At 66.1% G+C, this 22,426-nt stretch carries 18 protein-coding genes and 1 tRNA gene; 12 read left to right on the top strand and 7 right to left on the bottom strand.

From position 1 onward, the window contains the following. Window positions 1–13: 13 nt before the first annotated feature. Window positions 14–1,267 (bottom strand): UDP-N-acetylglucosamine 1-carboxyvinyltransferase, encoded by a 1,254-nt coding sequence (gene murA / locus VGR67_11710; protein HEV8337074.1) that lies wholly within the window; start codon window positions 1,265–1,267, stop codon window positions 14–16. A gap of 187 nt (window positions 1,268–1,454) precedes the next feature. Between murA and VGR67_11705 the strand changes: the two genes are divergently transcribed. Further along, window positions 1,455–1,799: an FmdB family zinc ribbon protein gene (locus VGR67_11705; protein ID HEV8337073.1), complete on the top strand. Its 345-nt coding sequence runs from the start codon at window positions 1,455–1,457 to the stop codon at window positions 1,797–1,799. A gap of 20 nt (window positions 1,800–1,819) precedes the next feature. Here VGR67_11705 and galU read toward each other — a convergent pair whose 3' ends face one another. After that, entirely contained in the window at window positions 1,820–2,686 is an 867-nt protein-coding gene (gene galU, locus VGR67_11700) for a UTP--glucose-1-phosphate uridylyltransferase GalU (GenBank protein ID HEV8337072.1), read from the bottom strand. A 126-nt stretch (window positions 2,687–2,812) separates the two neighbouring features. On the opposite strand from galU, the gene serS reads away from it, so the two are divergent. Further along, window positions 2,813–4,090, top strand: coding sequence for a serine--tRNA ligase (serS, locus tag VGR67_11695; GenBank protein ID HEV8337071.1), 1,278 nt, complete (start codon window positions 2,813–2,815; stop codon window positions 4,088–4,090). A 94-nt stretch (window positions 4,091–4,184) separates the two neighbouring features. Here the strand turns inward: serS and pbpG are convergent, their stop codons facing one another. After that, window positions 4,185–5,018, bottom strand: a complete 834-nt coding sequence (pbpG, locus tag VGR67_11690; protein HEV8337070.1) for a D-alanyl-D-alanine endopeptidase — start codon at window positions 5,016–5,018, stop codon at window positions 4,185–4,187. Window positions 5,019–5,772: 754 nt separating this feature from the next. On the opposite strand from pbpG, the gene VGR67_11685 reads away from it, so the two are divergent. The 10 genes from VGR67_11685 (at window position 5,773) to VGR67_11640 (ending at window position 18,261) form a co-directional block, all read left to right on the top strand. Continuing rightward, window positions 5,773–6,312 (top strand): alpha/beta fold hydrolase, encoded by a 540-nt coding sequence (locus tag VGR67_11685; protein HEV8337069.1) that lies wholly within the window; start codon window positions 5,773–5,775, stop codon window positions 6,310–6,312. 35 nt (window positions 6,313–6,347) lie between these two features. After that, window positions 6,348–6,707 (top strand): DUF1428 domain-containing protein, encoded by a 360-nt coding sequence (locus VGR67_11680; GenBank protein HEV8337068.1) that lies wholly within the window; start codon window positions 6,348–6,350, stop codon window positions 6,705–6,707. 175 nt (window positions 6,708–6,882) lie between these two features. Next, on the top strand, window positions 6,883–8,826 hold the full coding sequence (locus VGR67_11675) for a S9 family peptidase (GenBank protein ID HEV8337067.1): 1,944 nt from the start codon (window positions 6,883–6,885) through the stop codon (window positions 8,824–8,826). 63 nt (window positions 8,827–8,889) lie between these two features. Beyond that, window positions 8,890–10,038 (top strand): potassium channel family protein, encoded by a 1,149-nt coding sequence (locus tag VGR67_11670; protein ID HEV8337066.1) that lies wholly within the window; start codon window positions 8,890–8,892, stop codon window positions 10,036–10,038. Window positions 10,039–10,061: 23 nt separating this feature from the next. Continuing rightward, a tRNA-Ser gene (locus VGR67_11665) sits at window positions 10,062–10,147 on the top strand. 368 nt (window positions 10,148–10,515) lie between these two features. Next, the gene (locus VGR67_11660; GenBank protein ID HEV8337065.1) at window positions 10,516–13,536 is read left to right on the top strand and encodes a S8 family serine peptidase; all 3,021 of its coding nucleotides are present in this window, start codon (window positions 10,516–10,518) and stop codon (window positions 13,534–13,536) included. A 99-nt stretch (window positions 13,537–13,635) separates the two neighbouring features. Then, window positions 13,636–14,196, top strand: coding sequence for an RNA polymerase sigma factor (locus VGR67_11655; protein HEV8337064.1), 561 nt, complete (start codon window positions 13,636–13,638; stop codon window positions 14,194–14,196). Beyond that, window positions 14,193–14,930 carry a zf-HC2 domain-containing protein gene (locus VGR67_11650; GenBank protein ID HEV8337063.1) on the top strand — a complete coding sequence of 246 codons (738 nt, stop codon included), beginning with the start codon at window positions 14,193–14,195 and terminating at the stop codon, window positions 14,928–14,930. The genes VGR67_11655 and VGR67_11650 overlap by 4 nt, the downstream gene beginning before the upstream one ends. 121 nt (window positions 14,931–15,051) lie before the next feature. Next, window positions 15,052–17,919 carry a CHAT domain-containing tetratricopeptide repeat protein gene (locus VGR67_11645; protein HEV8337062.1) on the top strand — a complete coding sequence of 956 codons (2,868 nt, stop codon included), beginning with the start codon at window positions 15,052–15,054 and terminating at the stop codon, window positions 17,917–17,919. Window positions 17,920–18,045: 126 nt separating this feature from the next. Next, window positions 18,046–18,261, top strand: a complete 216-nt coding sequence (locus tag VGR67_11640) for a hypothetical protein (GenBank protein ID HEV8337061.1) — start codon at window positions 18,046–18,048, stop codon at window positions 18,259–18,261. A 151-nt stretch (window positions 18,262–18,412) separates the two neighbouring features. Here the strand turns inward: VGR67_11640 and VGR67_11635 are convergent, their stop codons facing one another. The 4 genes from VGR67_11635 to VGR67_11620 are packed head-to-tail and all read right to left on the bottom strand — an operon-like array spanning window position 18,413 to window position 22,371. Then, on the bottom strand, window positions 18,413–19,963 hold the full coding sequence (locus tag VGR67_11635) for a response regulator (protein HEV8337060.1): 1,551 nt from the start codon (window positions 19,961–19,963) through the stop codon (window positions 18,413–18,415). 15 nt (window positions 19,964–19,978) lie between these two features. Beyond that, window positions 19,979–20,416: a response regulator gene (locus VGR67_11630; GenBank protein ID HEV8337059.1), complete on the bottom strand. Its 438-nt coding sequence runs from the start codon at window positions 20,414–20,416 to the stop codon at window positions 19,979–19,981. Next, window positions 20,413–21,885 (bottom strand): ATP-binding protein, encoded by a 1,473-nt coding sequence (locus tag VGR67_11625; GenBank protein ID HEV8337058.1) that lies wholly within the window; start codon window positions 21,883–21,885, stop codon window positions 20,413–20,415. The genes VGR67_11630 and VGR67_11625 overlap by 4 nt, the downstream gene beginning before the upstream one ends. A gap of 6 nt (window positions 21,886–21,891) precedes the next feature. Continuing rightward, a complete protein-coding gene (locus VGR67_11620; protein ID HEV8337057.1) occupies window positions 21,892–22,371 on the bottom strand; it encodes a YfiR family protein in 480 nt (159 codons plus the stop codon). Window positions 22,372–22,426: the final 55 nt, after the last annotated feature.

Here is a 22,426-nt window from a genome sequence, read left to right as displayed (position 1 = left end):
GTGGCTCCTGGTTTCAGCGAATCCGTTCCACGTCGGCGCCCACGCGCCGCAGCTTCTCCTCGATGCGCTCGTAGCCGCGATCGATGTGATAGGCGCGATCGATCGTCGTCTCGCCGTCGGCCACCAGGCCCGCCACGATGAGGCAGGCGGAGGCGCGCAGATCGGTGGCCATGACCTCGGCGCCCGCCAGGCGCGTGCCGCCGCGGACGAGCGCGGAGCGTCCCTCGACGCCGATGTCGGCCCCCATGCGGCGCAGCTCCCCCACGTGCATGAGCCGGTTCTCGAAGATCGACTCGGTGATCCTCGACGTCCCGCGCGCCTGGGTGACGAGCGCCATGTATTGCGCCTGAAGGTCGGTGGGGAACGCGGGATAGGGGGAGGTGACGAGATCGGCCGCCCGCAGCTCGCCGTCGGGGAGGACTTCCACGAAATCGTCGCCCGTCTTCATCTTCACGCCGATCTCCTGGAGCTTCTCCAGGACGGTCTCGAGGTGGGCCGGACGGCAATGCTCCACGCGCACCCCGCCGCGGGTGATGGCGGCGGCCATCACGAACGTTCCCGCCTCGATCCGGTCCGGGATCACGCGATGCATGGCGCCGTGGAGCGCCGCCCCTCCTTCGATGCGGATCGTGTCGCTGCCGGCCCCCTCGATGCGCGCCCCCATGGCGTTGAGCAAGGCGGCGAGATCCTCGATCTCCGGCTCCCGGGCGGCGTTCTTCACGACGGTGAGGCCGCGCGCGCGGGTGGCGGCCATCATCACGTTCTCGGTCCCCGTCACAGTCTTCGGATCGAAGGTGATTTCGGCGCCGCGCAGATCCCGTCCTTCGGCCAGGATGTAGCCGTGCTCCACCCGGAGCCGGGCGCCGAGCTTCTCCAGCGCGGCGAGGTGGAGGTTCACCGGCCGCGCGCCGATGGCGCACCCTCCGGGCAGGGACACCCGGGCCTCTCCGCAGCGCGCCAGGAGCGGGCCCAGGACGAGCACGGAGGCCCGCATCGTCTTGACCAGATCGTAGGGCGCCACGGGCGAGCGGAGCTCGGGAACCCGGAGCACCATCCGGCCGTCCTCACGAACCGGATCGGTCGCTCCCATCCGCTGGAGCACCCGGATCATCGTCGCGACGTCCCGGACGGCGGGCGTGTTCTCGAGGACGACCGGCTCGGGCGTGAGCAGCGAGGCGGCCATCGCGGGCAAGATGGCGTTCTTCGCGCCGCTGACGGCGAGGACGCCTTCCAGGCGCCGGCCTCCACGAATCCTTATCTTGTCCATAAGCGGGGAGTCCAGGAGTGCGTTTGGAGCGAAAATCGAGTGCGCCGGATTATAGGAGACGGGATCGGGGCGGTCAAGGCGGAAGGCGCGCCGAGCCTTGACAAGGCGCGATCCGGGAAAGATAATCCCCGCGCCGGAAAGCGATTGCGGCGCTCTTTCCGGCGGAATCGGCATCCGGGAGACGTCGTTGCCTCTCTACGAATATGAATGCGAGAAGTGCGGCCACCGTTTCGAGAAGATCCAGAAGTTCTCGGATCCCCCGCCGAAGGGCTGCCCCCGCTGCAAAGGGCGCGTGAGGAAGCTGCCCTCGGCGCCCGCGATCCAGTTCAAGGGGTCGGGATGGTACATCACCGACTACGGGCGCAAAGGCTCCTCGGGGGGAGACGAGAAGGGGGGGAAGGGATCCAAGGACACTTCCTCCAAATCCGAGGGCAAGGAGGCGTCGAAGTCTTCCGAAGGGAAGGAGAAGTCCGGAGAGAAGGACAACAAGAAGAGCTCCGAAGCGCCGAAGAAGAGAGACTCCTCCGACTGAGCCCCGCCGCCGAAAACCCCTCAGAGCTTCAGCGATCTCAGGTATTCGCGAAAATCCGTCCCCAGATCGCCGCGCTTGAGCGCGAACTCGACGGTCGCCTTCAAGAACCCCAGCTTGTTGCCCGTATCGAAGCGCTTCCCCTTGAACTGGTAGGCGCCGATGGGCTGCTTTTTGAGAAGCGACCGCAACCCGTTGGTCAGCTGGATCTCCCCCTTGGCGTCCGGCCCGGTCTTTTCGAGGTGGCGGAAGATCTCCGGCGTGAGAATGTAGCGGCCGATGATCGCGAGATCCGACGGCGCGTCCTCGGGCGCCGGCTTCTCCACGAGATCGGTGACCCGGTAGACCGAGTTTCTGGGGCGTCCGTCGTGCGCGATCACCCCGTAGTCGCGGGAGCGCTCCCGGGCGATCTTCTCCACCGCGAGCAGGCTGGACTGGCGGCGCGCGAAGATGCTCATCATCTGGCGCATCACCGGCGTGCGCGCGTCGATGATGTCGTCCCCAAGGAAGACGGCGAAGGGCTCGTCTCCGACCAGGTTACGGGCGCACAGGACGGCGTGTCCCAGGCCGAGCGGCTCCTTCTGCCGGACGTAGGAGATCTGGATGAGATCGGAGATCGAGCGGACCTGCTTGAGCAGGTCCTTCTGGCCGCGCTCCGCCAGCGTGCGCTCCAGCTCGAACGCCACGTCGAAATGATCCTCGATGGCGTTCTTGCCCCGGCCGGTGACGATGATGATGATCTCGATGCCGGAGGCCACCGCCTCCTCGATGACGTACTGGATCACCGGCTTGTCGACGAGGGGGAGCATTTCCTTCGGCTGGGCTTTCGTGGCCGGCAGGAAGCGAGTTCCCAGCCCGGCGGCGGGGAAGACGGCCTTGCGGATCTGCATCGGGACGTGACCTCCGGGAAATCGGCGCGATTATACCATCGCGCCGCGCGTTGACCTCGCCGATCCAATTCGATAAACTCCGGCGCCTGCGTCACATCGGCCACGTTCGTCGGGAGCCCGATCGCCATGCTGGACATCGGCCGCGTCCGGGCGCATCCGGAAGAGCTGGAAGCGGCCCTCAGGAACCGCGGGATGGCGGCCGACCTGCAGGATTTCCGCCGGCTGGACGAGCGCCGCCGCGCGCTGCTCAGGCAGACCGAAGACCTGCGCGCCCGGCGCAACAAGTCCTCTGAAGAGATCGCCCGCCTCAAGAAGCAGAAGCAGGACGCCGGCGCGCTGATCGCCGAGATGCGCGCCGTCGGCGACGAGATCGCAGCGATCGAAGCGGAGCTCGGCACGATCGAGCAGTCGCTGCGCGAGCTTCTCCTGGCGATCCCGAACATTCCCCACCCCTCCGTGCCGGTCGGGCCCGACGCGTCGTCCAACCAGGAGATTCGCGTCTGGGGGAAGCGCCCGGAGTTCGGTTTCGCGCCGTTGTCCCACGACGAGCTCGGGACGCGGCTCGGGATCCTCGACTTCGAGCGCGCCGTGAAGATCACCGGCGCCCGCTTTTCGCTGTCGATCGGCGCCGGCGCGCGCCTCGAGCGGGCGCTGATCAATTTCATGCTCGACGTCCAGACCAAGGAGAACGGCTACACCGAGGTCCTGCCGCCTTTCATGGTCAACTCCGCGAGTCTCGTGGGGACCGGAAACCTCCCGAAGTTCGCCGCCGATCTGTTCCACGTCGAGGGGACCGACTACTACCTGATCCCGACGGCCGAGGTGCCGGTGACCAACATCTACCGCGACGAGATCCTGGATGGGGAAACGCTTCCCCGGCGATTCGCCGCCTACACCCCCTGCTTCCGGAGCGAGGCGGGATCCTACGGGCGGGACACGAAAGGGCTCATTCGCCAGCACCAGTTCAACAAGGTGGAGATCGTCCGGTTCGCCCGGCCCGAGAGCTCCTACGACGAGCTGGAGCAGCTGACCCGGGACGCCGAGTCGATCCTCCAGCGCCTCGGCCTCCACTATCGCGTCGTCTGCCTCGCCACCGGCGACATGGGCTTCTCGTCCGCCAAGACTTACGATCTCGAAGTCTGGCTGCCGAGCCAGCAGGCCTTCCGGGAGATCTCCTCATGCTCCAACTTCGAGGACTTTCAAGCGCGGCGCGCCAACATCCGCTTCCGCCCTCGCCCCCAGGCCAAACCCGAGTTCGTCCACACCCTCAACGGCTCCGGCCTGGCCGTCGGGCGCACCCTCGTCGCCATCCTGGAGAACTTCCAGGAGCGCGACGGCTCCGTCCGCATCCCGCCCGCGCTCGTTCCCTACGCGGGGTTCGAGCGGATTGCCTCTACATCTTAAAAGGCCACGTCAAAGCGGCTGATTACGCCAAGACCTTCCGGAATGGCACTTTGCGGGGAATCGAGTGTCGATTGGGAGCCTAGCCGTTTTGACTCTAGAGCGCCGGGGTGCGGGCAGGGAGGACCGCTTCCATCCACTTCCGGATGCGGTTAGCGTCACCGAGGCGGGTGTATTTTCCCCAGGAGTCGAGCAGCACGATGATCACGGGCCGGGCGGCGATGTGCGCCTGCATCACCAGGCAGCGGCCCGCCTCATTGATGTATCCGGTCTTCGAGAGGCCGATCGTCCAGGTGGGGTTCTTCACCAGTCCATTCGAATTGTGGAACTCAAGAAGCTGCCCGTCGGGCATCAACACGACGTGCGAGGGGGATGTCGTGAACAGGCGGATCTGCGGGTAGCTGTAGGCGGCCCGGACCAGCCGGGAGAGGTCTTGGGCAGTGGAGACGTCCTCGCTTGACAGGCCCGTGGGGTCGGCGAATTGAGTATGGCGCATCCCCAGCCCCTTGGCCTTCCGGTTCATCGCGGCGACGCACGCGGCCGTCCCTCCCGGAAAGGTGCGGGCCACCGCGGCGGCGCCCCGGTTTTCCGAGGCCATGAGGGCGAGCCACAGAGCGTCCCCACGCGTCAGCTTCGTTCCCACCCTCAGCCGGGAGGGGGTTTGCCGGGCCCCCCTCGTGTCTGCCGGCTGGATCGAGATCATCTGATCGAAGGGAAGCTGGGCGTCGATCGCAACCATCGCCGTCATCAGCTTGGTGATCGAGGCGATGGGGACGACCTGCTCGGAGTTCTTGGCATAGAGAGTAACCCCGAGCGCCTCGTCGATGACCAGAGCGGCGTTCGACTTGAGATCCAGGCGGAACCTTTCCCCGTGCGAAGGATGGTGGGCTTTCGTCGAGGGGTGCCTGGGCTTAGGAGGCTCGGCGGGCACGGGGGGCTCGGAGGGCGGGGCGACATGTGGCTCGTCCGGCCGTTGGGATGGTTCGTCCTGAGGTTGCGCGGGTTCTGGGGGCGGCTCGGCCTGATCGTCGGGCTGTGCCCCAGGATCGTCCGGCTGATCCGCCTGGTCGCCGGGCTGGTCCTGGGGCTGGTCTTCAGGTTCATTGGAGGGCTGGTCTTGCCCCGCCGGCGGATCGGGCTGATCCTCTTGAGCGAAGAAATGTCCTCCGCTGACCGAGAGGACCAGAATTGCCATCAAGATTGCCGCCGCCCGAAGCTTCAGGAGACCCTCCTCGCGCCGAAATCTAGTGTCCCGTCACGCGCCCTCGCAACAAGATAAAGGAAAAACGGAGAAAAGAAAAAGGCTGCGTCGGCCCGTATGATTCGGCAAGGCCGAAGACGTGGGCCCGATGCGAGGCTCCGCGGAAGCACCGGCCGTCGGTTCGCGGCTCGAAAGAAACGGGGCGATAATAGGGGCTGATCCTTTGCACGGGAAATACCGAGATCGAGCGACGAAAAAAGCGACAAGCGGGCCACCCGCGAGATGATGGCGATGGACCGGATGATCAACGAGGAATTGAAGAAGATGAAAAACCTCGAGGACAAGCCCGAGGATCGGGCGAGCAACTGCTCCACCTGACATCGCGGCGCGGTGAATCCGATGGAAAGCGATCGTTGAATTCCTCTTCCTGCATCGGCAGGGCATCGGGCTCTCCGACGGGCAGGGCACGGCCGACGGCGATCTCATGGACCGGGCGTTCGCCGCGGAGGGCCAGGAAGGCCGGAACCGCGTGCAGCTGCAGTTGCTGGAGAACGACGAAATGAACGAAGCGCTGGCGGCCCTCGCGTTCCTGCGGAGCCTGCCGGAGGTCGACGCCCAGCGGATTGCCGTCGCCGGGCATTCGTTCGGCGGCTCCCTCACGCTGCTGCTCGCCGCACGCGATTCGACGCCGCGCGCGACGGTCGTGTACGCCGGCGCCGCCTACAGCTGGGAGCGCTCGCCGGCCCTGCGGGAGCGGCTCCTTGCCGCGGCCGGCAAGATCGCAGCCCCCGTCCTTTTCATGCACGCCGCGAACGACTATTCGACGGTGTCGGGCAAGGCGCTCGCCGAGGAGAGGCAGCGGTTGGGAAAGCCCCACGAGCTGAAGGTATATCCCCCTGTGGGGAAGACGACCAAAGAGGGGCACAACTTCTTGTTCCATAGCGTGCCCACGTGGGAGGCGGACGTGTTCACGTTCCTCGATCGTCACGTGAAGCAGGGAGCGTCCGTTCAGACGCGCCCCTGATTTATGGAATCGACCTTAGACTCAAAGGAGACTGCATGCCCTACGTCGATGGTTTCGTCTTGCCGGTGCCGAAGAAGAATATCCCGACCTATCGTCGGATGGCCGAGAAGGCCGGAAGGATATGGCGCGAGCACGGCGCGCTGGAGTTCCGGGAATGCGTCGCGGACGACGTGAAGGTGGGGAAGCTCACCTCGTTCCCCCGCAGCGTCAAGATCAAGCGCGGTGAGACGGTCTTCTTCTCATGGATCGTGTTCAGGTCTCGGGCTCATCGGGATCGCGTCAACGCCAAGGTGATGAAGGACCCGCGCCTGGAGGCGATGATGGATCCGAAGGCGGTGCCTTTCGACGCCAAGCGGATGATCTATGGCGGATTCAAAGTGCTCGTCGACCTCTAGAGGGTCGCTGGCGGCTGCGAGAGGGTATTCCCGAAGACCGCGAACGCGTTAAGATGCCTCAATCGGCCGGGCGGAAGGTCAAGGAGTCTGACGCTCCAGAGTTTACCGTCAGTCGTGACGCCTGTCTCGAGTAATCCTGAGCCGACGTCCCGGAGAAACCCTCGGGGGAAGCTGCATGCACATTCTGCGATCGCGCGCCGCCAGCCTCGTCTTCACGAGCGTTCTGTCGATGGGGCTTTCGCTTCCGCCCCTCCCGGCCCAGGACTCCGCGCCCGAGGCCGGCAGCGAGCAATACACCATCGACCGTTATCTGAACATACGCACCTCGTCGTCGCCGACTTTCTCCCCTGGCGGGGAGCGGGTCGCTTTCCTGACCAACATCAGCGGGACCCCCCAGGTCTGGATGATCGACGCGGCGGGCGGCTGGCCGGAGCAGATGACGTTCTACGCCGATCGCGTCGATTTCGTCCGCGGGTCGCCCCGGGGCGACGCCCTCCTGTTCGCCAAGTCCTCCGGCGGCGATGAAAACGCGCAACTCTTCTGGCTCTCGACCGACGGCTCTCGCACCAGGGCGCTGACCAACGCCCCTGGCGTCCGGCACAATTTCGGCGGCTGGTCGCACGACGGCCGCAAGATCAGCTACGCCTCGAACCAGCGGAACAAGGACTATTTCGACATCTACGTCATGGACGTTGGCACCGGGCGCGAAGAGCTGGTCCGCCGGCAGGACGGCTCGAACAGCGCCTTGGCGTGGTCGTTCGATGACCGCAGCCTGATCGTCTCCCATGCCAACGAGAAGCTGAGCCTGGACAATGATCTCTATCTCGTCGACACGCAGACGAAGCGGGAGACTCATCTGACCCCCCATCGGGGGGCGGCGCAGTTCGGCGACGTCTACTTCACCCCATCGGGCCGCTCGATCCTCTTCGGTACGAACGACAAGCGGGAGTTCTACTCGCTCTCCCGCATGGATCTGGCGACCAAGAAAGTCACGCTGCTCGACGACGCGCCCTGGGACCTGGCGGCGACCGCGATTTCCCAAGACGGGAGCCGGTTCGCCTACACGATCAACCGGGAAGGGTTCAGCGAGCTGTACGTCCGGGAGGTGAAGGATTTGGAGGGGCCGCGGGCGAGGTCGAAAGCCAGGGCAGCGCCCCTCGAGCTGCCCGGCAAAGGCGTCGTCACCGGCCTCGATTTCTCCGCGGACAATCGACAGCTGGCGTTCATCTTCAGCGGCTCGCGCTACAACGCCGACGTGTGGCGCTACGATTTGGAAACGAGGCGGCTCACGCCGGTGACGCGCAACTCGACGGCGGGGATTCCGCGGGCTTCCTTCGTCGAGCCGGAGCTGATCCGGTACAAGACGTTCGACGGCCGCCAGATTCCCGCCTGGTACTACCGGTCGGCCAGGCGGCCGGTGGGCGAGGCGAACCGGCCGATGCCCGTCATCGTCAGCGTCCACGGCGGACCGGAAGCGCAGGAGCAACCGGGCTTCAACGCCGTCTACCAGTACTTCCTGTCGCGCGGCTACGCCATCCTCGCGCCCAACGTGCGCGGCAGCACCGGCTATGGGAAGACCTACACCCATCTGGACGACGTGCAAAAGCGCGAGGATTCGGTCAAGGATCTGGCGGCGGCGGTCGGGTGGCTGAAGAGCGAGGGAGGGGCAGATCCGCGCCGCATCGCGGTTTCGGGTGGATCCTACGGCGGCTACATGACGCTCGCGGCGGTCACGCTCTACCCCGATCTGTGGGCGGCGGCCGTCGACACCGTCGGCATCGCCAGCTTCGAGACCTTCCTGAAGAACACCTCCGGCTACCGGCGCAAGCTGCGCGAGGTCGAGTACGGGTCGCTGACGCGCGACCTGGCCTTCCTGCGCTCCGTCTCGCCGCTGGGCAAGGTGCAACGCATCAAGACGCCGCTCATGGTGATCCAGGGGAAGAACGATCCGCGCGTGCCGTACACGGAAGCCGAGCAGATCGTCAAAGCCCTGCGCGACCGCGGAGCCCCCGTCGAATACAAGCTCTTCGACGACGAAGGGCACGGCATCGTCAAGCTCTCGAACCGCCTCGTCGTCTACCCCCTCGTCGCGGACTTTCTCGATCGGCACATGAGGTAGCCGCCAGAGCGCCTCCGGAAGGGATCGCAGGCCCGTCTCGGCCAGGACGGCGTCGTGAGAGGGATGCAGGAGATCTCACCGCTGGAGACGATGTTCATGCGTTGCGCTGTTGCTCTGCTCGCGATCGCCTTGATCGGTATCGTTCTCGGAGACGCTTTCGAGACGATCGTCCTGCCCCGGCGAGTAGCCCGCCGCTGGCGCCTGGCGCGTTTGTTCTACCGGCTGACCTGGACGCCCTGGGCGGCCGTCGCGCGTCGGATCGGCCCGGGCGCGCGACGCGAGTCCTTCCTCGGCATCTATGGACCCCTCTCGGTCCTGTTCCTTCTGGCGATGTGGGGCACGAACCTGATGCTCGGGTTCGGAGTGCTGCACTGGTCTCTCGGCACGACCATGAACACGCCCGGCGGACCGCCCTCCTTGGGCACCTATCTCTATCTGAGCGGCACGACCTTCTTTACCCTCGGGCTGGGCGATGTGACGCCGCGCGGGCCGCTGGCGCGCGGCCTGATCGTTCTGGAGTCCGGGCTCGGCTTCGGCTTTCTCGCTTTGGTAATCGGGTACTTTCCCGTTCTCTACAGCGCCTTTTCCAAGCGCGAGGTGCCGATTACGCTGCTTGATCTCAGGGCTGGCTCTCCCCCGAGTGTCGGCGAGTTGCTGCGTCGCCACGGCCGGGACCATCTCCATCACTTGGACCAGTTTCTGCGCGAGTGGGAGCGTTGGACGGCGGAGCTGATGGAGAGCCACCTTTCGTACCCCGTCCTGGCCTATTTCCGCTCCCAGCACGCGAATCAATCGTGGCTCGGGGCCCTGACGACGATCCTCGATGCTTGCGCGCTGCGCATGGCCGGCGCCCGGGATGGTGAAGACTGGCAGGCGGGCGCTACGTTTGCGATGGTCCGGCACGCGGTCATCGACCTGGCCAGGGTCTTTCACCTCGATCCGCGGACGCCGTCCCCGGATCGTCTCTCGTCCTCGGATCTTGCACGGATCTTCGATTTGCTCTCCGAAGCTGGCCAGCCCCCTTCCGACTCCAAGGAGATGGCGCGGCGCCTGTCAGACCTGCGCCGGAGCTACGAGCCGTACGTCAACGCTCTCGCCGATCGCTTTCTCATGCCTCTCCCCGCGTGGGTCCACATCGGTAGCCACTCGGTGGACAGAGATGCCCCTCCTTCCGTAGGATCTGGCAAGGGTGCTCAATCCTCAAGTGACTGAAGGGACAAGAAGCGCCCTATCGTGGAGGGATGGCCGAGCGGTTTAAGGCGGTGGTCTTGAAAACCATTGAGCGAAAGCTCCGCAGGTTCGAATCCTGCTCCCTCCGCCACTTTTCGCGGAGGTCCTTCCGGGGAAAACATTGAGTGAGAAGCTCCGCAGGTTCGAATCCTTCCGCAATCCGAATTCTCAATCCATGAACTAGCCGACACGCTCGAGGTCCTCCTCTTAGGCAGGGAACGGCCCTAAGCCGCATGGCCCAAGGCCATTGCCGTGCTCCCTCGGGAAAGCCATCGGAGAGAGGATCTCGAAAGGACCCAGCCGCGTGCCGATTGAAAGAGGCCTGGCGCGGCGACATTTTACGGTCGTTTCCCAAAGAAACTTCGCGTTCGGTCGTAACCTTCGGCCCGGTCAATCCGACCGTGCTGGCATCGGGGCGGTCCGCCCCCGTCTCGAACACCGATGCGACAGGAGGGTGTGATGCGATCGAAGTCGCGGCTGTGGGTCCTGGTGTTCCTTCCGCTCTTGCTGGTCCTTCCCATCTCGACGCTGGGGGGCATCGGGCCGAACAAAAACAAGGATATTGTGCCGGGCGACGGCCCGAAATTCGTAGCGGGCGAGCTGATCGTCAAGCTGAAGGAAGGGGTCGAACCGGCCGCCTCCGCCGCGCTGCGCGCCCTGGAGACCCGCCATCCCGGGACCCGGACCGACCGGCTCTTCCCCCTCCTCCTCGATCGGGCCGAGATTGACCGGCGCAACCCGGCGCGGGCCGCGAGAGCGCCCGGTCTGTCGCGCCAGCCGGGACTCGACCGGATCTATAGGGTCACGCTCGGCGGCCAAGCCGACGTCCTCCGCGCGGTACACGATCTGCGGCAGGACCCCGGGATCGAGTACGCCGAGCCCAATTTCCTCATGCAGGCCAGCATCGTGAACGATCCCTACTACTCGTCCTCGGGATCTTGGGGCCAACCCTATGCGGACCTCTGGGGGGTGAAGAAGATCCGTGCCGACGTGGCATGGAGTCAGGCGACCGGCCAGGGTGTCGTCGTCGCCGTGATCGACACCGGCCTCGACTACAACCACGAGGACATCCGGAACCGCGTCTGGGTGAACCCGGGGGAGGATCGGAATCATAACGGCGTCGTCGACGCCTCCGACTTCAACGGCCGGGACGACGATCACAATGGGTACGTAGACGACTTGCGCGGTTGGGACTTCCAAAATCTCGACAACGACCCCGCCGACGACCACTACCACGGGACCCACGTTTCGGGGACCGTCGCGGCTGAAGGGAACAATGCGCTCGGCATCGTCGGAGTGGCGCACCAGGCGCGGATCATGCCGATCAAGTTCCTGGACGATCAGGGTTTTGGCTCGACGGCGGACGGAGCGGCGAGCATCATCTATGCCGCCGAGAACGGGGCCGACGTCGTCAACATGAGCTGGGGGGGACCCGCGAACCAGGTGACCGCCGACGCGGTGGCCGATGCCTACGCCCTCGGGGCCGTCCTGGTGGCGGCGGCCGGGAACAGCAACACCGATGCCGCCGGGTTCTCCCCGGCGACGCACCCGGAGGTGATGGCGGTCGCATCGACCGACCAGAACGACGTCAAGTCCGACTTCTCCAGCTGGGGCGAGGTGATCGACGTGGCTGCGCCGGGAGGCGGCAGCTTCGATCCGCTCGACACGCAGGAGACTTACGTCAACATCCTGTCCCTGCAGATATTCGGCGGCTATTCCCGTCTGCGTGGAACGAGCATGGCATCGCCGCACGCCGCGGGAGTGGCGGCCCTGGTCCTGTCGCGGCAGCCGGCGGCGAGCAACGGCCTGGTGCGCGCGATCGTAGAGGGGACGGCCGTCGATCTCGGCGCCCCCGGCTTCGACGTCTATTCGGGGTACGGGCGGGTCAACGCGGAGCTTGCGGTCAATGCCGCCGGGAACGCCCAGACCATGCCGGAATTACGCGTCCAGGTCGCCCCTCAGAAGCCGGTGGCGGCGGTCGGCGGCCCGGCGGCCGTCGACGTCAAAGTGGAGAACCTCGGATTGGTCGGAACCCAGAATGTGAGCGTGGAGTTGTTCGACGGCGACCCAGCGCTCGGGGGCGTTCTGCTCCGCGCCTGGTCGGTGGCCTCACTGCCGGCTGGAACGTCGCAGACCTTCACGGCCTACCCCACTTTCCCCAGCGCGGGCGTGCGCGCTCTCGTCGGCTTCGCCGATCGCGCCGGCACGATCGCGGAGCTCACCGAGGCCAACAACCGGCACGCCGCCCAGCTCGGCATCACGACGCGGACCTCGTTCGCCGAGAGCCCGCTGATTACCGCCGCCGGGCAACAGCTCAATCCGTCGATGTCGGGCGGCATCGTCGTTTGGGAAGACCACCGCAACGAGCTGACTTTCCCGAACGGCGACATCTATGCCTACGACTTCGCGACCGGAGTGGAGAGGGCGATCTCTTTCGACGCGGTCCTCACCGCCAACCCGAACAATCAGCTCAACCCGACCAACTCGGGAACCCAGATCGTCTGGCAGGACACGCGCAACGGCAAGCTGGACATTTATCGCTTCGACACGGCGACGATGATCACGGGCCAGGAGGAGCTTCTGACGCCCTACCCCGCTTTCACCCAGCACTATGTGTTTCCGGTCATCGGGGGCAATCGCGTGCTGTTCAAGGCGCCGGCCTCGTACTACGATTTTAACAACCCGTACGGTTCCGGCGAGCTGAGCCTGATGGATCTCACCACGCGGCAGGTGACGCCGCTCGGCACCGCGAGTCAGTACGATATCGACGGTGATCGGATCGTCTATGCCGGAGCTGGAGGGATCCACCTGCGCGATCTCACGACCGGGCAGGACCTCGTCATCGGGGACGGTCGGGATCCCGCACTTTCGGGAACGCGGGCAGCCTGGATCGGGATGGATGGAGCGACCGTGTTCGTCCACGACCTGGGCACGGGTCTTGAGAGCGTTGTTCCGGCGGGACCGGGAGAGATGCGCATCGACCTCGACCTATCGGGCGACCTCGTGGTCTGGACCCAGCGGACCGACTTTGGAGGAGGCTACTTTTCCAACTGGAACATCCGCGCCCGCGACCTCTCGGCCGGGCTCAGCTATCAGGTGTCGAATGGGGAGGTGGCCCAGTACCAGCCGGCGGTTTCCGGAGATCGCATCGTCTGGCAAGATTGGCGCGGCGCGACCGACCTTTATGCGGCGACGGCGAAGCTCTTCCCGGTGGCCGTCGCCAACCTGACCGGCGCGCGCGCCACGAACAAGAGCGCCCGCCTCAACTGGAGCGCGAGCCCCGAGCCGGACGTCGTGGACTACGTCGTCTACCGCAGTCTGGCCCCAGGAGGTCCCTATGCGCGCATCGGGGTGGCGAACAACCTCACGTACCTCGATCAGAACCTGACTCCTGGAGGGACGTACTACTATCGCGTGGCCGCCCGCAACCAGGGCGGCTGGGAAGGCGCGTTTTCAGTGGAAGTGCGCGTGAATCTCTGAACCGCTCCACTGCGACGTTGCGCCTTCCAGGCGTTGACGGTACTCTGATGCTCACCGATTTCTCTTCTCGCCGCGCTCGCGGAGGAGTGGTGAGTGTCGATGCCGCCCGACGCGGATCAGGCGCGTCTGATCGAGGCCTTCCTGCGAGGGGATCGCGAAGCCGCGCGTGTCGTGGATGGCTGGATCGAATTCGCCCTGCGAGACGGCTTCCGGTCGCTGCGCGAGGAGTGGGAGGACCTCAAACAGGAGATCCGGCTGCGTATCGTCACGAACCTTCGTGGCGGCCGGTTCGCCGGGGAGTCGTCGCTGCGCACCTATGTGCACCGAATCAGCCGCAACGCCGCCATCGACCTCGCGCGCCGGGCCTATCGGCATCGGGAGAGGGGCGGCCGCCTCGCGGCCGACGGCCCGGCCATGCCGGCGCTCGATGAGCCGGCGGGAGTAATGAACCGGGATCTCCTGTCGAAGCTGCTCGAGGTCCTGCCGGAGCGAGATCGGCGCCTCATCGACCTCGTCTTCGCGCAGCACCTTTCGTATGCCGAGGTGGCGGACCTGCTCGGTGTCAGAGAGGGAACCGTGAAGGCGAGGGTCTTCCGCAGCCGGTCGCGCCTGTTGCGGCGCTGGTCCGAGCTGATGTCGGCAACCAAGGATCGAACGTGAGGCTCGGAACGCGTTTCCTGGTCCATCCTGGATGCCGGTCCGCGCAGGGGCTTCTTCCCCTTTACGTCAACGGCAGCCTGGAGGAGGACGAGGCGGCGGGCGTGCGCGCCCATCTCGACCGGTGCGCCGATTGCCGGCGCGAATTGAATGTTCTCCTGCTCCTGGCCCGGGCCGTCGAGGCGCATGGGGCGGAGGCCGTGGCGCCCGCGGCCTCAGGGGAATCCGCGCGGTCTGCACCGGAACGCGTGGCAGTCCGGTCCATCACCGTCAGGCGGGCCTCCTGGCTCGCGGCCGCCGCCGTGATCCTCCTGATCGCGGCCGGCCTCTGGCCCCGCTTGAGGCCGGGTGGCGGACCGCCCGATCGATTCGCCGAGCCGTACTTCCTGGATCTCGGGAACGGCCCCGACCGGGGTGACGGCCATGCGCCGACTCTGCCGTCGCGCCTCAACGACCGTTCGCTGACCTTTGCATTCCTCGTCCCGGTCAGCCCGGAGGCCAGGTACTCGGCCGAGCTGGTGGATGCCGGCGGACAAGTTCTCGCCCGCGCCGACTCGGTCGGTCCGCCTGATGCGCTGGGCCGCATCTCGTGGACGGTGCCGGCGGGCCTGCTGCGGGCGGCCGGAGAGCACGAGGTCGTCGTCTCGAGGACGGACCATGCCGGTGAACGTCGTATCTATCGGTACCCATTCCGGGTCGGCCCCCCGACCGCGGGAGAGGACCGGACGGTGCCGTAGCTGCGACAGCAGCCGGGCCCGGCGCGGCGATCGTCGTCGGCGCCGCTCGCGCCTGCGGACTCTCGCGCCGGCCGCTGCGGTGGCGGCGCTCCTGTGGAGCGGTCCCGCCGCGTCGCCTTCGATGCCAGCCGAGGAAGCGTCCGTCGCCGGCCTGCCGGGCGTCTACGACCTGGTGGACCAGGGCCGCTACGCGGACGCGGAGAGTCACGGGCGGCTGATCCTCGCCCGCGCCGAGGCCGAGTCGGGGCCGGATTCCCTCGCGGTCGCCGACGCGCTCATGGCGCTCGTCACCGCCGTGCTGCCCGCCGGCAAAGCGTCCGAGCCCGGCACCCTCACATGGGCTCAGCGAGCCCACGCCATCCAGACGAGCCATCTGAATGACTCCGATCCCGCCCTCGCGGCGAGCCTCCAGACCCTCGGGGACGTGTACTTCATGAGGGGCGACTATGCCTCATCCCGGGCCGCGCTCGAGCGGGCGCTCGCCCTGCGCGAGCAGGCCCACGTCCAGGACGACCAGAGGACCGTCAAGCTCCTTACAGGACTGGCGAATACCAATGCCGAAACGGGCGATTACACGAAGGCGCGCACCTTCTACGAGAGAGGCCTCGCGGTCCTCGAGCGATTGACGACGAACAAACCATCCTTCGTCGTAGGTTTTTTGAGCAACTACGGCACCATCCTGCATGATCTGGGCGATTTGGAGAACGCGCGGGCGATTTTCGAGCGCGGCCTCGACCGCGCCCGTGAGGGACTCGGCAAGGACCACCCGCTCTACGCCCTGGTGCTGGACAACCTGGGCGGCGTGCTGCAGGAGCTCGGAGACCTCGCTGCCGCGCGTCAGGCCTTCGAGCGCGCCCTCGCGATCCGTGAGGCGAAGCTGGGGCCGGATCGACCGCCGGTGGCCGTCAGCCTCTCCAATCTAGGAGGCCTCCTGCTCGACGTGGGAGAGGCGGCAGCGGCTGTTCCGCTGTTCGAACGCGCCTTGCGTATTCGCGAGGCCGCGCTCGGTCCCGAACATCCGCTGATAGCCATTACGCTCACCGGCTTGGCGCGCTCGCTCATCGAGCTGGATCAACCGGAGAAGGCCCGCCCGCTCCTCGAGCGGGCCCTCGAGATCCGCAAGAACAGGCTCGGCACTGAACACCCGTTCTTCGCCCGGAGCCTGATCTACCTCGCGAACCTGGACTACAGGACCGGGAACGAAGAGAGGGCTCTGGACGGTGCGCTGCGGGCGGAGGAGATCCTGCGCGCCCACATCGCGCGAACGGCCCATTATCTGTCCGATCGCCAGGCCCTCGACTACAAGGCGATGCAGAGGTCGGGGCTCGACGTGGCGTTCGCGGCAGGGTTGGGCGGCGGGGACGGCCACGGGACCGCGCCGCGGGCGCGCCGCGCCTGGGAGGCGCTCATCCGGTCACGGGCCGTGATCCTGGACGAGGTGGCCGCACGGCACCGCTTCCTCCTCGATGCGGCCGAGCCGAGCCTGTCACCATGGGTGCATGCATGGGACGACGCCAGGGCGCGTTTCGCCGCCCTCGTCGCCACCGGTCCCGGCGCGGGGACCGCCGGCGAGTACCGGGACCTCCTTCGCCGGGCCCGGGCCGCGACCGACCGGGCCGAGCGCGATGTGGCGGTCCGCAGCGCCGCGGCCAGGCGGGATCTCCAGGCGCGTTCGGCCCGCCTCGAGGATATCCGGCGGGCTCTGCCCCCCTCCACGGCGCTCGTGGCCTACGCGCGGTTCGAAAGGCCTCGCCAGGGGCATCACGCGGCCGAGACCCGCTACGTCGCCTTCGTGCTGCCGCCTGGCCGCGGCGGCATCGCCATGGCCACGCTGGGGTCTTCCGGCGTGATCGACGATCTCGTCCGGCGCTTCCGCGGTGAAGTCGGCGCGCCGCCTAAGAGCGTCGCATCGCTCGCGACCTGCCGGCAGGTCGGCGAGAAGCTGAGGCGGCTCGTCTGGGACCCGCTCGCGGGGAAGATCTGCGGCGCTCGCGCCGTATTGCTGGTGCCCGATGGCGATCTGCACCTTCTCAACTTCGCCACGCTCCCGGTCGGGCAGGACGGTTATCTTCTCGAGACGGGGCCCGTCCTGCATTACCTGTCGGCCGAACGGGATGTCTTGGCGCTCTCCGCGGGTGATCGGAACCTTGCCGGAATAGCCCGCCCCGGCGGTCTGCTCGCCCTGGGAGGGCTCGACTTCGGCGATCGGCCAGTGGCTGAAACGAGCGTGGCTTCCCGCGCGGGGATTCGCCTGTCGGACTGCGCCGGGTTGGGCGCTCCGACGTTTCTCCCGTTGCCCGGCTCCAAAGCCGAGGTCGAGGAGATCGCGGCGCTGTGGGTCGCGCACGAGTCCCTTGACCCTCCCGGGAGCCCGTCGCGAGGCGTCGCCCTCGTGCTGACCGGGCGCCAAGGCGGCGAAAGCGAATTCAAAAAGCGCGCCGCCGGCCGCCGGGTCATTCATTTGGCAACCCACGGATTCTCTCTCGACGACGTCTGCCCAACTCTCCCGGCGACACATGGTGACAAAGTCGCCGGCGGTCCCGAGGCGAGCGGCAGTGCCTTCCCCGTTTTCGGGCTGGCGCTGGCCGATGTCAATCGGAGCGCAATCGCCAGACACGCGGAGGCCGAGGACGGCATCCTGACGTCGGACGAGATCGCCGCGCTCGATCTGAGAGGTGTGGAGTGGGTCGTCCTGTCGGGCTGTCAGACCGGTGTCGGGCCGGCCCTCCGCGGAGAGGGCGTGCTCGGGCTGCGACGCGCCTTCCAGGTTGCGGGCGCGAGGACCCTCGTCATGAGCTTGTGGGCCGTCGGGGATCACGACGCACGGGAGTGGATTCTCGAGCTATACCGCGCCCGTCTCGCGGGCGGGACGACGGCCGAAGCGACCCGTGCCGCGTCGCTGCGCGTTCTTGAGAACCGGCGCCGGGCGGGCGCCCTCGCCCACCCGTACTTCTGGGGCGCCTTCGTCGCCGCCGGTGATTGGAGGTAAACGGCGCTTGATCGTGTTACACAAGGGTCCCGGCCGCTTTCAGCAACACCGTTGCGTGTGTGATCTATCCAGGTTCGTAGCCTTCCAATCGACAGTTGGCGCTCGTTCGGTAAGCGATGGGACTTCGTGCTCCGCGGGGACGCCGGCGCCGGCGACACCGAGCTGACCTGGAACGCCGTCGGGACCTTCGGTGTCCAGGTCGGCAAATCGGGCAAGCACAGCGTGCGGTTCGGCTATCGGCACCTGCACAGCAAAATCGAACAGGAGGGTCGCAACGGCTCGGAGCTGGAGACCGAGATCACCTTCAGCGGTCCCCTCATCGCTTACGTATTCAAGTGGTAGGGGAAGGCGCAATCAGTTGCTTTCCGGCTGCGGCGCGAACGGGGTCAGGATCCCCGGCCGGGTCGCGGTTCCCGTGGAGGTAGCGACGAGTTCCTCGATCGCCCCATGAGTCAGGCAGCATAGGCTTGGGGTCTTCAGGCGGAAGGGCCGGTCAATTGCTCATGGCTGCGGCGATGGCCCGTTCGATGTCCTCGATCTTGAAAGGCTTGAGGATCATCTCGTTGCCCGTCTCACGCACGAAGCTCTGCGTCTCGGCGGTTATCCCCATGCCGGTGGTAAAGATCACGCGCCGCGCCAAGCTTGGGGACTTTTCAAGAACGGCCTGATAGACGTCTTTCCCGGTGCCGCGCGGCATGTTCATGTCGGTGATGATCAAGCTGTGACCGTTCGTCTCGATCTTCCGGAGAGCCTCCGGGACGTCGGAGGCCGTGTCCACCTTGTAGCCCCTGCCTCCCAGCAGCTCGGCCAGCATGTTTTGCACATTGGGCTCGTCATCGACGATGAGGATCCTCAGGCTGGGTCCTGACTCTGGAGAAGTTTCCGGGCCGGCGCTTCCGGCCGGGCCTTTTTCCTCCACGATGGGCAGCTCGATGACAAAGATCGTCCCCTGACCCGGAGTGCTTTCCACCCGGATCGTCCCCCCGTGCTCTTGGATGATCCCATAGCAGAGCGACAGCCCCAGGCCCGTGCCTTTCCCTTCCTTCTTGGTCGTGAAAAACGGTTCGAAGATGCGAGCCTGAATGTCGGGAGGAATCCCGGGGCCGTCGTCGGAGATGCGCATCTCGATCGTCTTCCCCAGCTTTGCCGTCCCGATCCGAATTCTTTGCCCGCGGCCCGCCTCGGTCATGGCCTGTTCGGAGTTGTTCAACAGATTGAGCAGGACCTGCTGAATCTGTTGAAAATCGAGCATCGTCATCGGCAGATCGGGCGCGGTGGCCACCTCCACCTCGATCTTCTGTCTCCGCAGGCTGTACGCCTTGAGCTCGAGAGTCTTCTCGATGATTCCGTTGAGACCCAGGTACTTCCGCTCGGGAGGCTGTTTCCGGGCGAAGGTCAGGAGGTTGCGGACGATTTTTCCGGCGCGCTCGGCTTCCGAAAAGACGGTTTCGAGACGCCTCCGGACGTCCGCCGAAAGCTCCCGCATCAGGACGAGTTGCGTGTAGCCCATGATGCTCGCGAGAGGATTATTGACCTCATGAGCGACTCCCGCGACCAGCTCCCCGAGGGCGGTCATCTTCTCCGCCTGGACGAGCTGCTGCGTGGCCCTGTCCAGCCGCTCCCGCGTTTCGCGGAGCTTCTCCTGGGACTGCACGTGCGCGCGACGGATCTCCGAATCTCGGAGCTCTCTCGCGACCGCCGTGCACAGCCGGGTCAGACGACCCTTCAAAATGTAGTCGTGGGCCCCCGCGCGCATCGCCTCGACCGCCACTTCCTCGCCGACCGTTCCCGAGACAATGATGAAGGGCACGTTCAGCTTTCGCTCCAGCGTCAAGGCAAGGGCATCCGGAGCGCTGAAGCGGGGCATCGAGTAGTCGGAGATGACGATGTCCCAGGACTGTCCCGACACCGCCGCCGCCATGGCCTCGGGCGTGTCGACGCGCTCCCAGATCGGCTCGTAGCCGCCCCGGCGCAGCTCCCGCACGAGGAGGTCGGCGTCGTCTTCACAGTCTTCCACGATGAGAACGCGGATCGGAGTGCCCATCGTCGGCCTCAGCTCCTACCGTGGCGGCGGAACGTTCAAGACGAGCCAGTACAGGCCGAGCTGCCGGACCCCCTCGGTGAATTCAACGAAGTCCACCGGCTTGCGCACGTAGCTGTTCGCCCCGAGGTTGTAGCCCCTCAATCGATCCTGCTCCTCCTCCGAGGACGTGAGGATCACGACCGGGAGGCGCTTGGTCGCCTCTTCCTGCCGGAGCTGGCGGAGCACTTCCAGCCCGTCGACCTTCGGCAGTTTCAGATCCAGCAGGACCACCTCGGGAAGCTCCTGCGTATCCCGCCCCGCGTATCGTCCCCTGCCAAAGAGGTAGTCGAGGGCTTCGACGCCGTCGTGGGCGACGACGATTTCATTGGCGATGTTGTTCTTCCGAAGCGCCCGGATCGTCAGGTCTTCGTCGTCGGGGTTGTCTTCGACGAGCAGGATCATCTTTTCCCTCATGCTGCGCTCCTTGAAAGGCTCCCCTCGAGCGTGAAATAGAACGTGGCGCCCTTTTCGATTTCAGCCTCCGCCCAGACCTTCCCGCCGTGCCGGCGGACGATGCGGGCCACCGTGGCGAGCCCGATCCCCGTCCCTTCGAACTCTTTCGTGGAGTGCAGGCGTTGAAAGGCGCCGAAGAGCTTGTCCGCATAAGCCATCTCGAACCCCACGCCGTCGTCCCGCAGGAAAAAGACACGTGTGCCATCCTGGTGCAGGCAGCCGAACTCGATGTGCGCGACCTGTCGCTTGCGGGTGAATTTCCAGGCATTCCGGAGGAGGTTCTCGAACACCACATTCAGAAGCTGACCGTCCGCCTGCGCCGACAGTCCCTCCGCCACCTTCAGCTCCACCTTGCGCTCCGGCTCGCTGCGAAAGATTTCCGCTGCGGTCGCTCTGGCAAGCTCCGTGAGGTCGACCCTTCCACGCTTCAACTCGCCCCGGGTCAAGCGCGACAGGCTCAAGAGGTCGTCGATCAACTGCCCCATCCGCTTCGCGGCGGCACGCGTCCGCTGGAGGTGCTGCTTGCCCTGGTCATCCAGCTTGTCGGCGCTGTCTTCGAGAAGCGCCTGGCTGAACCCGTCGATGCTCCGCAGAGGGGCGCGAAGGTCGTGCGACACGGAATAGCTGAACGCCTCCAGCTCGCGATTCGCCGCTTCGAGCTGCGCGGTCCGATCGGCGACCCGCCGCTCGAGCTCGTCCTGGGCGGCCCGGAGCGCGGTTTCTCGTTTACGGATCTCTTCGAGCATCTCGTTGAATGCGGTGACGAGGGTCCCGATCTCGTTGCGGCTCTCACCGGAGGCCCGCACCGAGAAGTCCTTTTCCAAGGAGATCCTTCGGGCGGTCTCCGCAAGGTGAAGCATGGGTCCCGAGATGTGACGCTGCAGCCTCGATGAGATGAGCAGGGCGACCAGGAGGGACACGACGAGAACCCCCGCGACGATCGCGACGTCGCGCGTCATCTTTGCGGAAATCTCGCCGAGATCCGAGACGATGACCAACGTGCCGATCGCCTCCCGGTCGAAGAGAATGCTCCTGGATAGCAGGAGCCGTCCCTTCTCGAGGCGATGCCCTTGAGCGGCGGCGATGGGTCCTTCACCCGTCGGCGCCAGTGCGTTCGATGGGTTGCTGGAATAAGTCGCGAACAGCCGTCGGTCCGGCGTGTAGAGTCCCGCGGCGAGAACCGTCGGGTCGGCCTTCAAGGCCGCGAGGGTGTCCGCCGCGGACTTCGAATCGTTGAAAAGAAGGGCCGAGAGGCAGTTGGCCCCCACGATGTCCGCCTGGACCGTCATCCTTTGCACCAGGGAGCGGCGCAGCCCCATGAGGTCATAGCTCGTAATCACGGCGCCCGCAATCAAGAGAGCGGCGCCGCAGCCGAGCACGCTCGCGAGGACCAGCTTGGTCTTGACCGACGCGTCGCGGAAGGACGGCATCAAGCCTCAGCCTCCATGGCGTTCCGATTCCCGGACGATCCTGCCCAGCTTCATGAGCTGGGCGCTGACTTTCAGCTGGGCGCGTTCTACGGCGTCGACGTTGATGTCGAAGCGGACCTTCTTGTCCTCGGTGCGGAACGCGATCTGCCCGCCGCGCGACGCGAAACCCTCGGATTCTCCCACCGTCAAGACCGCGGCGCCCTCCAGGACTTTCAGGATGGATGCGAGGCGATCCCGCTCGGAAGAGCTGATAAAGAGGACGTTGCTCTCACGGACGTCTTTGACGTTGCCGAACCTTCTGACGACGAGCTTGCGATTGCCGACGGTTTTGCCTCGCAGAGTTTCATCGAGGATCGCACCGAACGGATCCTCCCCGAGCACGCCAATGACGACTTCGTCTCCGGCGTTGTGAAACGCCTCCGGGGGCCAGTTCACGAAGGTGGTGAAGTAATAGAGATAGGCTGCCTTGACGCGATACTCCGACAATGTGGCCGAGGGTGCTTCTTCGCCGCGAGCCGGGCCGTCTGCGACAGCCAGGCCT

The organism is Candidatus Polarisedimenticolia bacterium (genome assembly GCA_036004685.1).
Lineage (GTDB): Bacteria > Acidobacteriota > Polarisedimenticolia > Gp22-AA2 > AA152 > DASYRE01.
The sequence above is the reverse complement of the archived record's forward strand: the minus strand, read 5'-3'. Positions and strand labels throughout refer to the sequence as shown.

What these genes read in the sequence shown, in the direction of transcription:
- VGR67_11675 (HEV8337067.1), top strand. Translation starts at nt 6,883, where the DNA reads ATGCACATTCTGCGATCGCGCGCCGCCAGCCTCGTCTTCACGAGCGTT.
- VGR67_11635 (HEV8337060.1), bottom strand. Translation starts at nt 19,963, where the DNA reads ATGGGCACTCCGATCCGCGTTCTCATCGTGGAAGACTGTGAAGACGAC.
- VGR67_11685 (HEV8337069.1), top strand. Translation starts at nt 5,773, where the DNA reads ATGGACCGGGCGTTCGCCGCGGAGGGCCAGGAAGGCCGGAACCGCGTG.
- VGR67_11680 (HEV8337068.1), top strand. Translation starts at nt 6,348, where the DNA reads ATGCCCTACGTCGATGGTTTCGTCTTGCCGGTGCCGAAGAAGAATATC.
- VGR67_11660 (HEV8337065.1), top strand. Translation starts at nt 10,516, where the DNA reads ATGCGATCGAAGTCGCGGCTGTGGGTCCTGGTGTTCCTTCCGCTCTTG.
- serS (HEV8337071.1), top strand. Translation starts at nt 2,813, where the DNA reads ATGCTGGACATCGGCCGCGTCCGGGCGCATCCGGAAGAGCTGGAAGCG.
- VGR67_11625 (HEV8337058.1), bottom strand. Translation starts at nt 21,885, where the DNA reads ATGCCGTCCTTCCGCGACGCGTCGGTCAAGACCAAGCTGGTCCTCGCG.
- VGR67_11645 (HEV8337062.1), top strand. Translation starts at nt 15,052, where the DNA reads ATGCCAGCCGAGGAAGCGTCCGTCGCCGGCCTGCCGGGCGTCTACGAC.
- murA (HEV8337074.1), bottom strand. Translation starts at nt 1,267, where the DNA reads ATGGACAAGATAAGGATTCGTGGAGGCCGGCGCCTGGAAGGCGTCCTC.
- galU (HEV8337072.1), bottom strand. Translation starts at nt 2,686, where the DNA reads ATGCAGATCCGCAAGGCCGTCTTCCCCGCCGCCGGGCTGGGAACTCGC.
- VGR67_11655 (HEV8337064.1), top strand. Translation starts at nt 13,636, where the DNA reads ATGCCGCCCGACGCGGATCAGGCGCGTCTGATCGAGGCCTTCCTGCGA.
- VGR67_11630 (HEV8337059.1), bottom strand. Translation starts at nt 20,416, where the DNA reads ATGAGGGAAAAGATGATCCTGCTCGTCGAAGACAACCCCGACGACGAA.
- VGR67_11670 (HEV8337066.1), top strand. Translation starts at nt 8,890, where the DNA reads ATGCAGGAGATCTCACCGCTGGAGACGATGTTCATGCGTTGCGCTGTT.